11 protein-coding genes and 1 tRNA gene are annotated in these 11,733 nt (G+C 73.0%); 4 read left to right on the top strand and 8 right to left on the bottom strand.

Annotation, left to right across the window (positions count from 1 at the left end; translation table 11 throughout):
• Positions 1 to 348 precede the first annotated feature (348 nt).
• The 3 genes from VG276_30455 to VG276_30465 all read right to left on the bottom strand — a co-directional run bounded on the left by VG276_30455 (position 349) and on the right by VG276_30465 (position 1,339).
• Positions 349 to 435: transfer RNA gene (locus tag VG276_30455), tRNA-Ser, on the bottom strand.
• A gap of 41 nt (positions 436 to 476) precedes the next feature.
• On the bottom strand, positions 477 to 944 hold the full coding sequence (gene tadA / locus VG276_30460; protein ID HEV8653606.1) for a tRNA adenosine(34) deaminase TadA: 468 nt from the start codon (positions 942 to 944) through the stop codon (positions 477 to 479).
• On the bottom strand, positions 941 to 1,339 hold the full coding sequence (locus VG276_30465; protein HEV8653607.1) for a hypothetical protein: 399 nt from the start codon (positions 1,337 to 1,339) through the stop codon (positions 941 to 943). The genes tadA and VG276_30465 overlap by 4 nt, the downstream gene beginning before the upstream one ends.
• Positions 1,340 to 1,868: 529 nt before the next feature.
• On the opposite strand from VG276_30465, the gene VG276_30470 reads away from it, so the two are divergent.
• Positions 1,869 to 3,002 carry a PQQ-dependent sugar dehydrogenase gene (locus VG276_30470; GenBank protein HEV8653608.1) on the top strand — a complete coding sequence of 378 codons (1,134 nt, stop codon included), beginning with the start codon at positions 1,869 to 1,871 and terminating at the stop codon, positions 3,000 to 3,002.
• Positions 3,003 to 3,642: 640 nt separating this feature from the next.
• Here VG276_30470 and VG276_30475 read toward each other — a convergent pair.
• Together VG276_30475 and VG276_30480 are read right to left on the bottom strand one after the other, a co-directional pair.
• Positions 3,643 to 4,743, bottom strand: a complete 1,101-nt coding sequence (locus VG276_30475) for a DUF1996 domain-containing protein (GenBank protein ID HEV8653609.1) — start codon at positions 4,741 to 4,743, stop codon at positions 3,643 to 3,645.
• A gap of 188 nt (positions 4,744 to 4,931) precedes the next feature.
• Complete coding sequence (locus VG276_30480) at positions 4,932 to 6,251, bottom strand: metallophosphoesterase family protein (GenBank protein HEV8653610.1); 1,320 nt, start codon at positions 6,249 to 6,251, stop codon at positions 4,932 to 4,934.
• A gap of 167 nt (positions 6,252 to 6,418) precedes the next feature.
• Here VG276_30480 and VG276_30485 point away from each other — a divergent pair, with 167 nt between their 5' ends.
• Together VG276_30485 and VG276_30490 are read left to right on the top strand one after the other, a co-directional pair.
• Positions 6,419 to 7,405, top strand: a complete 987-nt coding sequence (locus tag VG276_30485; protein HEV8653611.1) for a Gfo/Idh/MocA family oxidoreductase — start codon at positions 6,419 to 6,421, stop codon at positions 7,403 to 7,405.
• The gene (locus VG276_30490; GenBank protein ID HEV8653612.1) at positions 7,398 to 8,543 is read left to right on the top strand and encodes a zinc-binding alcohol dehydrogenase; all 1,146 of its coding nucleotides are present in this window, start codon (positions 7,398 to 7,400) and stop codon (positions 8,541 to 8,543) included. The genes VG276_30485 and VG276_30490 overlap by 8 nt, the downstream gene beginning before the upstream one ends.
• 93 nt (positions 8,544 to 8,636) lie before the next feature.
• Here the strand turns inward: VG276_30490 and VG276_30495 are convergent, their stop codons facing one another.
• The 3 genes from VG276_30495 to VG276_30505 all read right to left on the bottom strand — a co-directional run bounded on the left by VG276_30495 (position 8,637) and on the right by VG276_30505 (position 10,762).
• Positions 8,637 to 9,788, bottom strand: coding sequence for a glycosyltransferase (locus VG276_30495; GenBank protein ID HEV8653613.1), 1,152 nt, complete (start codon positions 9,786 to 9,788; stop codon positions 8,637 to 8,639).
• 141 nt (positions 9,789 to 9,929) lie between these two features.
• Positions 9,930 to 10,415: a hypothetical protein gene (locus tag VG276_30500; GenBank protein HEV8653614.1), complete on the bottom strand. Its 486-nt coding sequence runs from the start codon at positions 10,413 to 10,415 to the stop codon at positions 9,930 to 9,932.
• Positions 10,412 to 10,762, bottom strand: a complete 351-nt coding sequence (locus VG276_30505; protein ID HEV8653615.1) for a hypothetical protein — start codon at positions 10,760 to 10,762, stop codon at positions 10,412 to 10,414. The genes VG276_30500 and VG276_30505 overlap by 4 nt, the downstream gene beginning before the upstream one ends.
• 385 nt (positions 10,763 to 11,147) lie before the next feature.
• Here VG276_30505 and VG276_30510 point away from each other — a divergent pair, with 385 nt between their 5' ends.
• Positions 11,148 to 11,717 (top strand): hypothetical protein, encoded by a 570-nt coding sequence (locus tag VG276_30510; protein HEV8653616.1) that lies wholly within the window; start codon positions 11,148 to 11,150, stop codon positions 11,715 to 11,717.
• Positions 11,718 to 11,733: the final 16 nt, after the last annotated feature.

The following is an 11,733-nucleotide window of genomic DNA, read 5'->3' on the forward strand; positions in this document are numbered from 1 at the left end:
CCGGTTCCTTCACAACCTGTCCGCCATGGAAGCGGCATGCGCCGAGCCTGGCCCTTTCATCTACGCGGTCGACGAGCGTCGGCTACGTCCGCTTCCGCTCAAGTGACGACGGCATTCGCCCCGCGCCGCTTGAGCGTCGAGCTGGTCGGCGTCGAGGTCGTCGGGCTGGTCGGGCTGAGCGAGCGGCGGCCAGCCGAACCTGCCCGGCAGTGCGACTACCCGAGCGGGGGTGGCCGGATCTTCAAAGGCATTCCAGCGCGCCTTGCTCGCGCTCCATGTTGGATGCTTGCAACGTCTACCCATTTGGGGTCTTGAGCTGGGTGAAGGCCCAAAGGGATAGATCAGGGGCGGCAAGGATGGGATTCGAACCCATGGAGCCCTTGCGAGCTCAACGGTTTTCGAGACCGTCCCATTCGTCCACTCTGGCACCTTGCCGCCGGCAGTATATCGAACGGCGTGAGCACAGCGCCCTGCGCTCAGGGCTGCCGGCGGCCGCGGAAGAAGGCGCGCAGCAGCTCAGCGCTCTCCTCGCCCAGCACCCCGCGGTGGACCTCCATCCGGTGGGGCAGGCGGGGGTCGCGGACCAGGTCCCAGAGCGAGGTGACCGCGCCCGCCTTCGGGTCGTCAGCCCCGAACACCAGGCGGGCCAGGCGGGCCTGGGCCGCCGCCCCTGCGCACATCGCGCACGGCTCCAGGGTGACGACCAGCGTGCAGCCGTCGAGCCGCCAGCTCCCGAGGCCGCGCGCAGCCTCGCGCATGGCCTCCAGCTCGGCGTGGGCGGTGGGGTCGGTGGCCTCCTCCCGGCGGTTGCGACCGCGCCCGAGCAGCACGCCGTCCAGCCCCACCACCACCGCTCCGACTGGCACGTCGCCGTGCGCGGGCGCAGCCCGCGCCTCCTCGAGGGCGAGCCGCATCCAGCGCTCGTCCGAGCTGGCTCTGGTCACCGACGCTCCACCGGATCCGCTCTCCGAACGGCCGCCCGGGCGGCCCAGGGGCACGGCGTGGCGAACCGGGTGACCACGGGGACGGGCAGGACGGCGAGCGTGCTTGCCACCAGCACCCCGGTGCCGACTTGGAGGACGGCCTTCGGCCCGAACGCGTCTGCCGCTGGCCCGGCGAGCGCGTAGCCGACCGGCATCAGCGCCAGGCTGACCAGGTAGTCCAGGGAGGTCACGCGGGCGAGCAGCTTGGCCGGCACGTCGCGCTGCTGGGCGGTGACCCACAGGATGCCGAACTGCTCGACCCCAGACCCACCTGCGAGGTACCAGACCCCAACCCACCAGCGGGCGAACGGGTTGGCCAGCGCGAGCATCACGCCCACCCAGGGCCGGTCCCGCACGCGCCCAGCCCGTCCAGCGCGTCCCTGGGCGCGGACGACCGCGGCCCGCGTCCGCGGGCCGGCTCAGCGATCAGGGGCAGGGTGAGCATGCTCACCACGAAAGTGGCCGCGTCGAGGTCAGGGCGTCGCCGGGTGGCTTCACCGCTCCCACTTTGACGCTTGCCGTAGGCACGTGCCAGCCGATTCGCCCAGGAACATGCCAGCCGATTCGCCGGAGGCGGTGCCTGGCCGTGCAGCGGCCCGCACCACCCGGTAAGCTAGCCAAACGTCTTGATCCGGTCTATCGAGTCGCGGAGGATTCATGCACATGCGGTCCTTCACCCGACGACGCCTCCTGCCGATGGCGGTGGCGACGCTCGCCGCCCTCGCCGCGCCCCTGGCTGCGCCGGCCGCACCGCCTCCAGAGCTCGGGGCCCCACCGCCTGCAGCGCACGAGGCTCCACCACCTGCAGAGCGCGGAACCCTACCACCCGCAGCGCGCGGAGCCCCACCACCTGCAGAGCGCGGAGCTGGCCTGCCTGGAGCCGGCTTGCCTGAAGCGGGCCGGGCCCGGGCCGGCGGCCCGGCCGGCGTGCGCGTCTCCTTCGTGCCCTTCGCCACCGCGACCGCCCCGGTTGCGATCACCTTCTCCCCCGACGGGAGCGACCGCCTGTTCGTGGTCGAGCAGGCCGGCCGGGTCAGGGTCGTCGACCGCCGGCGCCGCCTGCTCGCCGACCCGTACCTCGACATTCGAGGCCGGGTGAGCAGCGGCGGCGAGCGCGGCCTGTTCTCCATCGCCTTCCACCCCCGCTTCAGCCGCAACGGGCGGTTCTTCGTCGCCTACACCGACGCCCAGGGCGACCTGCGCGTCTCCCGCTTCCAGGCCAGCCCGGGGAGCAACGCCGCCTCTGCCAGAACCGAGCGGGTGCTCCTCGACATCGCCCACCGCGACTTCGCCAACCACAACGGTGGCCAGCTCGCGTTCGGGCCTGACGGCTACCTCTACATCTCCACCGGGGACGGTGGTGGCGGCGGCGACCCGGACGGCAACGCGATGAACCGGACCCGGCTGCTGGGCAAGATCCTGCGCATCGACGTCGATCACGCCCAGGGCGGGCAGCCGTACGCCATCCCCCCGACCAACCCCTACGCTCGCAGCCGCAGCCTGCGTCCGGAGATCTGGCACTACGGCCTGCGCAACGCATGGCGCTTCAGCTTCGACCGCTTCGGCAGCCTCTGGATCGCCGACGTCGGCCAGAACGCCCGCGAGGAGGTGAACGTGGTCCTCCCGCGCGCCAGCAACCGCAACTTCGGCTGGGACTGCCGCGAGGGGACGCTCGACACCGTGGCGGCCTACGGCGGGGAGTACTGCGCGAGCCGGGTCCCCACCTTCACCCGGCCGCTCCACGAGTACGACCACAACGGGGGCAGGTGCAGCATCACCGGCGGGTATCGCTACCGCGGCAGCACCTACCGGCCCGTCCTCGGCGACGTGTACCTGTATGGCGACCTGTGCAGCGGGCAGGTCTGGGCCCTGGCCCACCTGCCGACCGGGCCCTGGAAGAATGCCCAGGTGGGGAGGTTCCCGGGCAACCTCACCTCCTTCGGGGAGAGCCGCTCGGGCGAGCTCTACGCCACCGATCTCGGCGGCTCCGTCCACCGAGTCACGGCCCGAAGGGCCTGAGGCGCACCCGGCTGGCACCAAAGGCTTGAGGCGCACCCGGCTGGCACCAAAAGGCCTGAAGCGCGCCCGTCACGGCAACCCGAAGGGCTTGAGGCACACTCGGCCCGGCTGGCACCATTCGGCCGGTTCGGTGCACAAGGTCACGAGAAGGTCTCGATCAGGTCGCGGAGCGCGCGAGCCCGTATCGATTCGTCCCCCCATGCGCCTCTCTACGTGAACGCCGAGAACAGACGTTACGGAAGGATGAAACCATGAGCAGGCTGCTTCGGTCCGTCAGCCCTCGCTCGCTCCGCTACCGGGGTCGGCACGCGCGCTACCGCGGCCGCCACGTGAAGCAGGGTCGCTAGAACGCACCACCGCCGACGCCCGGGCGGTCCCCCGGGTGTCGGCAGCCAGGCCGACGTTCCGGGCGGTCCCCCGGGCGTCGGCAGCCAGGCCGACGGTTCCCGGGCCGGTCCCCCGGGGGCGTCGGCAGCGGTCACCACGGCCGCGCCGGGGGCGTTGAGGAGGGGCCGCCCCGGGCGCGGCCGTGGTCGTCCCGGCCTGTCACCATCACCCGAGCCGTTTCCGAGAAGACGCCCGCCACAGACCGCGGCGGGCGTCTTGCTGTCTCGCTGTTCCCGGGCGCCCGATTCGCGGTTCACCGCTTGCCGCAGTCTCGGCCCGCGTTGATGCACCCGTTCACCAGGCGGGCCAGTGGCGCCTGCTGCCAGGTGTTCCAGAAGTCGCCGTGGATGGTTGCCAGCGAGCCCGACGACAGGGTGATCAGCCCGGTGGTCTTCCCGACCGGGTACTCCCAGCGCAGGATGACCCTGGGGAGCACGCGGGTGAACGGGGCCAGGCATCGCCCGCTCTTCGGGTAGGCGAGGTGGGCAGTGTCGTCGACGTGGGTCAGGACCCCGTCCCAGCAGTTCGGGAACCCGACGTGGAGGGTGATGATGCCAGTCCGGCAGCGCGCCGGCGGCACCGCGGCCTTGCCGCTGGTCGAGTTGTCCGAGCAGCCCCAGTAGATCTCGCGACCGACCTTGGGGTTCTCGCCCAGGGTACGGGCCGTGCTGACCCCGGCCTTGACCCGCAGGTCGGCCGGGATGACCTCGACCTTCGTGCCGGGCCGGAGGTTGGAGCGGTCGTAGTAGATCTGCTGGCGGGTGGCGGACCCGATCGGGTCGACCTTGACGCCGTTGCGGTAGACGGCCGGGGTCCAGTAGCTCGCCGTGTCGCCCGACTCTGCCCTGCACCTGGTAGCCGGCACGCCGGGCGGCCCCCCGGGCCTGACCGCGGCCGGCGACCCGACCGGGGCACCCGGCGACCCGACCGCGGCCGGCGACCCGACCGGGGCAAGCGCCGACCCGACCGCAGCACCCGGCGACCCGGCCGGGGCGGCCGGCGACGCGAAGGCACCCTGGACCACCCCCAGGAACAGCCGGTAGGCGTCGAGCGCGCCCGTCCCACTGGCCGCCTTGGACCCCGACACCACCGGTGCTGGCCGTGCGGACCCAGGAGCGCCGGTCATCGACCCGTACGTCGAGAAGGCGTTCGTGGTGGTGTTGCCGAGGAAGTCGTGCACGTGGCTCCGGCCGGGCTGGCCGGGCCGCACGATCGGGTCGTCCGGGCGCGAGTGGCTGTACCCGCACACGGCCAGGAACCTGCCGTTCGGCTTGGCGTGCGCCGACGGGACGGCGACGGGCACGACCAGGAGCACCAGGGCAACGCTGAGCAAGGCGGGAACGAACCGCCGCATAATCGCTCCTTATGGACCGGTGGGGCCGCCGTCGAGCAGCCGCACAGAAGCGGTGAAGCGGGACTGATTGAGGGGAGAGTCCGATTTTCGGCAGCATACTTCCTAGGGACCAGCCCCATCCATTCGTAGATTCGATACGTAGGGAGGGGAGCTTTAGCTACTGCAACCTACGCATCCGGGCAGCTCGACTACGCCTTGCTGGCGCCGATGACGACCGAGTCCAGCACCGAGCCCTGCCGGCAGTCGCGGTCCTGCCGCTTGATCGGCGGCCCGCAGACCGCCTCGAAGCGGATCGAGTCCTGGCGGACCTGGACGCGGCCGTGGACCAGGTGCATGGCGCGGAACGCGGTCCGCGGGTCGGTCGAGGTCCAGCCGGTCTCGAGGCTCGCCCCGCCACCGGTGACGGTGATGTGGGTGACGCCGTGGACCGGGGAGAAGCGCTCGTAGTTGTGGGAGTGGCCGTTCAGGTTCAGCTTGTACTTGGGGTGGGCCTCGCCCAGGCGGTCGAGGATCACGGCCAGGTCCTCGTCGCCGGGGTGGTGGCCGGTCGAGTACGCCGGCCGGTGCCCGTAGGTGACGATGAAGCGGATGGCCTGGTCGGCCTGGGCCTGGGCCATGACCTTGCCGGCCGCCGCCTCCCACGCGGCCCAGGCGCCACGGTACGGCTCGGGGTAGGAGATGAACCGTACCCCGCCGGCGTCGAACCAGCCCCAGTCCTCTCCACAGCAGCCGAGCGCGGGCGCCTCCGGCGACGCCGACGGGTTGGCGATGGCGAAGCGGCCCTTGTAGTTCCGCAGGTCGTCGCCATCGTCCAGTTCGTGGTTGCCCCACGCCGGCATGTAGGCGGCCTCAAGGCTCCAGGCCATGACGTCGTTGAAGTGCTGGTCCACGGCGTCCTGCCCGTGGTCGTCGCCGTAGGTGAGGTCCCCGGAGGCGATCACGAAGGCGGGCCGGTCGGCCGCGATCATCCGCTGCACCTCCGCCACGGTCGGGTAGGTGCCCGAGTCGCCGATGTCGGCTTCCACGTCGAACCGGAACGGGCCGGTGGGCGCCGTGGCGAAGGTCCCGTCCGGCTGCCCCCCGATCGAGTAGTGGTAGGTCGTGCCCGGCTCCAGCCCGTCGATCACGGCCTCCCAGAACGGCCCCGGGGAGGAGTGCGGCAACGGGTCCGGGGTCTTGCCGGTGACGGCGTTGCCGTACGCCGGGGTGCGGCCCCAGCGGAGCTCGGAGGCCGAACCGCGCCAGTTGAACGCGACCGACCGGGCCCCGGTGTAGGACCAGTGGATCTGGTCGGCCGTCCCGCTCGCTGGCCCGGTCGCCTGGGTGCCGCCTGTCCCGCCTGTCCCGCCAGACCCGCCGGCCATCGGGCCCGTCGACCCGGGGGTGCCCGGCCGGGATGCTGGCTCGGCGACCATCCACTGGACGGCCACCACGGCCGCCAGGACCAGGCCGGCGGCGAGCAGCAGGAGCAGTACACGGGACGGAGGACGGCGGGCAGGGCTGGACATGGCGGACCTCACGGATCGGGTGGATCCGATCGTACCGTGCGAACCGGTTCACCCGATCCCGCAAACGCCGTGCCGGCTCTGCGGCTGGAGCGCCCGGCACCCGGCCGGACCCTCGACGCCGCGGACAGACTGATTGGCGGCTTGGTTCGCGGGCGACCCTCCAAGACATGAGAGCAAGCAGGATCGGCTTCGTGGGCGCGGGCGCGGTGGCCACCCGCCACGCCCGGACGCTGCTCGGCTTCGACGACGTGCGGGTGGTGGCGGTGGCCGACCCGGCCCCCGAGCGGGCGCGGCTGCTGGCCGCGCAGACCGGCGCCATCGCCTACGACACCTGGGTGCCGATGCTCGAGCGGGAGCGGCTCGACGCGCTCTACGTGTGCGTCCCGCCGTTCGCCCACGGCGCACCCGAGCTGGCCGCGATCGAGGCCGGCCTGCCCTTCTTCGTGGAGAAGCCGCTCGCCATCGACCTCGACACGGCCGAGTCGATCGCCGAGCGGCTCGTCGGCACCGGCCTGGTCACCTGCGCCGGCTACCACTGGCGCTGGCTCGACACCTTCGAGCGGGCCCAGGAGCTGCTCGCAGGCAACCCGGCCCGGCTCGCCCTGTGCCACTGGCTCGACAAGGCCCCCCCGCCGGCCTGGTGGGTGCGCAAGGACGGCTCCGGCGGCCAGACCATCGAGCAGACCACCCACGTCCTCGACCTCGCCCGCGCTCTGGTCGGGGAGGTGACCGAGGTCCATGCGGCCGGCGGCCGGGTCGACCCGGCCGCGCTCCCGGGCACCGACGTCGACGAGGTCACCGCGGCGACGCTGCGGTTCGCCACCGGAGCGGTGGGCACGGTCTCCTCGACCTACCTGCTCAAGGGGCTGCACCGGGCCGGCATCCAGCTCTACGCCCAGGGGCTGGCCCTGGAGCTGTCCGAGACCGAGCTGGTGGTGGAGGACGGCGCCGGGAACCGGGCCGTGCACCCGGCCAAGGAGGACGCCAGGCCGCGGCCGGACCGCGACTTCGTCGACGCCGTGCGCGGCGGCCCCGACCGCATCCGCGTGCCCTACCAGGAGGCGCTCCGGACCCACCGGCTCGCCTGCGCCATCACCCGGTCGGCGGAGGAAGGCCGTACCGTCCCGCTGGCCGGCGACCGGGCGCATGCCTGAGCCGGCCCGCCTGGCGCAGGAGCGGGCCGAGGCGCATCCAGGCGGGCCGTGGCGGGTGGAGGCGCTCGAGATCCAGGCGCCGGGCCGTCTGGCGCTCACCAGCCACGAGGAGGCGTCCCTGGCCGACGGCCAGCTCCGGGTCGAGACCCTCTACAGCGGGCTGTCGGCTGGGACCGAGCTGACGTATTACAAGGGCACCAACCCCTACCTCCACGCGAGCTGGGATCCGGGGCTCGGGGTGTTCCGCGCCGACCAGCCGGCCCAGAGGTTCCCGATCCGCTCGTTCGGCTACATGGAGGTCGGCCGGGTCTGCGAGAGCCGGACCCGCGCGGCCGCCGTGGGCGAGGTGGTCGGCATGGCCTACGGCCACAAGACCGGCCACACCGTGGACCCGGCGACCGACCGCTTCGTGCCCCTGCCCGACGACCTCGACCCGCTGCTCGGCATCTACGTGGCCCACATGGGGCCGATCTGCGCCAACGGGCTGCTCCACGCCGCCGCCGACGCGGCCGGGCCGGGCACCCTCCACCTCGGCGACGGCGTCCGTGGCCGGAACGTGCTCGTCACCGGGGCTGGAGTCATCGGCCTGCTCACGGGCCTGTTCGCCCGCCACCATGGCGCGGCGGCCGTGGCCGTGGCCGACGCCACCCCCGAGCGGCTCCGGGCCGCCGAGCGGCTCGGCCTGGACGCCTTCGACGACGCCGACGGCGGCGCCTGGCTGCTGGCCAAGGAGCGCTGGCGCCACGACCCACGAGACGCCGGTGCCGACGTGGTGTTCCAGTGCCGGGGCCGGACCGCCAGCCTGGCCACGGCCCTGCGCAGCCTGCGGCCCCAGGGCACCGTGGTGGACCTCGCCTTCTACCAGGGCGGGGCCCCGGAGGTACGGCTGGGCGAGGAGTTCCACCACAACGGCCTGTCGATCCGCTGCGCGCAGATCGCGCGGGTGCCGCGCGGGCTCGCCCACCTGTGGGACCGCCGGCGACTCGCGGCCGAGACCGTGGACCTGCTCCGCGCCCACGGCCCGGCGGTGCGGGAGCACCTGGTCACCGACCTCGTCCCCCTGGCCGACGCGCCCGCGCTCTTCGCCGACGTCGCCGCCCGGCGGCGCCACGTCATCCAGGCCGTATTCACCTGCTGACCCGGTCCGACCCGGTCGGGTCTGGGGCTCGAGCAGCGAAGCGACAGCCCGGTCACGCGGGCAGACAGCGGGTCACGCGGGCAGGCAGCCCGGTCACACGGGCAAGCGGCCCGTGCGGGCCAGGACCTGCTCGTACAGCCGGAGGTAGGCGTCGGCCATGGCCGGGGCCGAGAAGCGCTCCTCGACCGACCGCCGGCACGCCCGCGGGTCGATCTCGCCCGCCCGTTGCATCCACCGGGCGAAGTCGTCCTCGTCGTCGGCGAGGAACCCGTTCACCCCGTGCTCGACGATCTCGGCCAGGGCGCCGCGCCGCAGGGCGATCACCGGCGTGCCGCAGGCGAGCGCCTCGATGGCCGCGGTACCGCCCGGCTCGTCCCACCTGATCGGCATGAGCACCGCCTTGGCCACGCCGACCAGGGCCTGCTTCCGGGCGCCGCCGACGGTCCCGATCCACCGGATGCGCTCGCCGTCCTCGAACGGGCGCACGGCGTCGAGGTAGTAGCGCACGTCCGCGTAGTCGTGCAGTGGGCTGCCCGCGTCGTCCAGGGCGCCGAAGAGCTGGTCGGGGCCTGGGACGCCCCCGACCGGCCCGGCCATGTCGACGGGCAGGCCCAGCTCCTTGCACAGGCGGGCAGCGGTGTCGACGCCCTTGGCGTGGGTGAAACGGCCAAGGGTGAGGAAGCGGTCGCCCTTGGCCGGCTGGAACTCGTATGCCTCGACCGGGACGGCGAGGTGCACGACCCCGAGGGTCTGTGCCCGCAGGGCGGGGGGCGCGTTGCGGCGCTGGGACTCCGAGACGCAGTTGAAGAACACCCGGCCCCTGCCGTCGAACCCGGCGTAGAAGCTCGGGTGCTTGCGCAGGTCCCAGTGGAGCGTCTGCAGGACCGGCGGGGCCTCCGGGCCGAGCGCGGCCAGCACGCTCGGGCCCACCACCTCGAGGTGGTCGTGGATCAGATCGACCTCCGGGTAGCGCCCGAGCTCGTCCAGGACGTGCAGCATGTGGGCGTGGGTGATGCCGACGACCTGTCCGTAGGCGGCGCCCAGGTGGCGGAACTGGCCCTCCGGGAACGACGCGTGCCTGCCCTCGACCTCGATCGTCGACCCGCCGACCGTGCAGAGCAGCACGCGGACGCCGCGCCGGCGCAGTTCCGGGATCAGGCAGGCGATCATGTTCTCGATGCCGCCATAGTTGCGGGGCGGTACCTCGAGCCACGGGCCGGCGTTCATCAGTACGGTGACGCTCATGCTTCCTCCATGCCCAGGGGACCGGTGGCGTGCATGGCGGCGCCCGGTCTGCTCCCTACCCGCCGTGTGTAGCCGGCTGGTGGGGCGAGCAAACCGGGCGCGGGACCTCTGGCCGGCCGCAGGCCGGTCAGGCGCTCGGCGTCAGGCCGCCCGCCTGCGGGAGGCGACGAGCACCAGCAGCCCGCCGACGACCAGGAGCGCGAGGCCGCCGCCGAGGAGCTGCGGTGCGTGGGAGCCTGTGAACGCGAGCGTGTCGGCCGGCTTCTTCGGCTTGCAGGGCGAGTTGAAGCGGTTGTGGGCCGCGATCACGAGCACCTGGCCGTTGGGCTTCCAGACGCTCGACTCGAGCGACGGGTGCTTGGTCAGGTCGACGTTGACCTTGGCGAGGAACTTGCCCTGGGCGTCGGTACGGATCGGGACCGGCTTCACGACCTCCTGGCCGGTGGTGACGTCGTGGAGGGTGAGGTGCACGGTCTCGTTGACGGGCAGACCGGAGCCGGTCGCGATCACCACGGTGCAGACCTTGCAGGTCAGCACCAGGGTCTCGGCGGCACTGGCGGGGACGGCACCGACCAGGAACAGCGCGGCGAGGGCCAGCAGCGCCCTCACGGACCGGGAGATTCTCATCTGCGGGATGCCTCCTTGCGGCACGTCTGGGCCGCGACGGTGTAGGACTTGAGCAGCTCGCCGAGCCGACGCACACCGATCTCGTGCCGGTTGTCCTCGCCGAGCAGGCGGATCACGGCGTCGCCCTGCCGGATGGCGGCGAGGCAGGCGGGCGGGGCCACCTCCCTGGGGCTGGGGGTGGTCGCGGTCACGGTCACGGTGCTCGACGGGGCCGCCCTGGCCGGGGCCGGGTCGGGGCCCCCGGTGGCGACCCCGAGCAGAACGCCCAGGATGAAGACGACCAGGCCGGCAATGGCCGTCTTGAGGGAGACGGGAAATCGAACCGGACCGCGAGCTGCTGGGAGCACGGCATCACCCTCCCAACCCCACGGCGCCGCTGCGCCCCCCGATTGAATCCTTGCGGCGCAGGTCATAACAGCCGAATGGGGGAGACGACCACAGATGGACCGCAATTTCAGCAAAAGTGCGCAGCTGCGGTTATCTGCTTCGACCTTGGCAACAGCCAATTCGATCCCTTTGGCGTGGGAATTCTTTCTGCCCCTCCTGCGGGCATGCCGTCGAGCGGAGGGTGCCCAGGCAGGGCTGCGTCCCGTTCCACTGCCCGAGCGGAGGGTGCCCGGGCAGGGCTGCACCCCGTTACACTGCCCGAGCGGGGCGCCTGCCTGGGCCAGCCCGGCCCGACGGTACGGCGGCCACGGCCGCGTGCGTCACCGCCTGGATGGGAGGTCCGCGATGCTCGAAGAGCTGCTCCTGATCGCCGCCACCGTCTTCACGGTCGCCTCCGCCCTCGTCGCCTTCCTGGCCTGGCGCGCCTGGCGGCGCCTGCGGGCCAGCCTGCGACTGCAGCGCCGCCTGCGTGCCGTGAAGGTCTGGGTCACCCCACCTGGGACCCGGCGCGAGGTCGCGGCGCTCCGTCGTGAGCTGGCCGAGATCGCCGACGCCACGCCACACGCGGTGGCGGTCGTCCAGCGGGCCTCCGGATCGGTCGGCGAGCTCCCGCTCCTGACCCGGCGGCTGCAGCGGGTGGCCGGCACCCTCGACGTAGAGCTGGAGCTCCTGGCAAACGAGCCCGACGCCCGCGAGGTGGCGCGCGTCCTGCCCGCCGCGCGGGCCCGGGTCGACGACGTCGGTCGCGTGGCCCGGACCATCCGGCGGGCGGCCGCCGCCGGCCTCGGCGCCGAGCACACCGCCGGCGTCCGCATGCTCAGCGCCGACGTGGAGCGCGAGGTGGCCGCCCTCGCCCTCGGCGTCGAGACCCTGGTGGCCCTGGCCGCCGACCGCCCGGTGGCGCGTTCCGCCTAGCGACTCCCCTCCCAAC

It is taken from the genome of Actinomycetes bacterium (assembly GCA_036000965.1).
Classification (GTDB): domain Bacteria; phylum Actinomycetota; class CALGFH01; order CALGFH01; family CALGFH01; genus DASYUT01.

What these genes read in the sequence shown, in the direction of transcription:
- VG276_30475 (HEV8653609.1), bottom strand. Translation starts at nt 4,743, where the DNA reads ATGCGGCGGTTCGTTCCCGCCTTGCTCAGCGTTGCCCTGGTGCTCCTG.
- VG276_30480 (HEV8653610.1), bottom strand. Translation starts at nt 6,251, where the DNA reads ATGTCCAGCCCTGCCCGCCGTCCTCCGTCCCGTGTACTGCTCCTGCTG.
- VG276_30485 (HEV8653611.1), top strand. Translation starts at nt 6,419, where the DNA reads ATGAGAGCAAGCAGGATCGGCTTCGTGGGCGCGGGCGCGGTGGCCACC.
- VG276_30490 (HEV8653612.1), top strand. Translation starts at nt 7,398, where the DNA reads ATGCCTGAGCCGGCCCGCCTGGCGCAGGAGCGGGCCGAGGCGCATCCA.
- VG276_30495 (HEV8653613.1), bottom strand. Translation starts at nt 9,788, where the DNA reads ATGAGCGTCACCGTACTGATGAACGCCGGCCCGTGGCTCGAGGTACCG.
- VG276_30500 (HEV8653614.1), bottom strand. Translation starts at nt 10,415, where the DNA reads ATGAGAATCTCCCGGTCCGTGAGGGCGCTGCTGGCCCTCGCCGCGCTG.
- VG276_30510 (HEV8653616.1), top strand. Translation starts at nt 11,148, where the DNA reads ATGCTCGAAGAGCTGCTCCTGATCGCCGCCACCGTCTTCACGGTCGCC.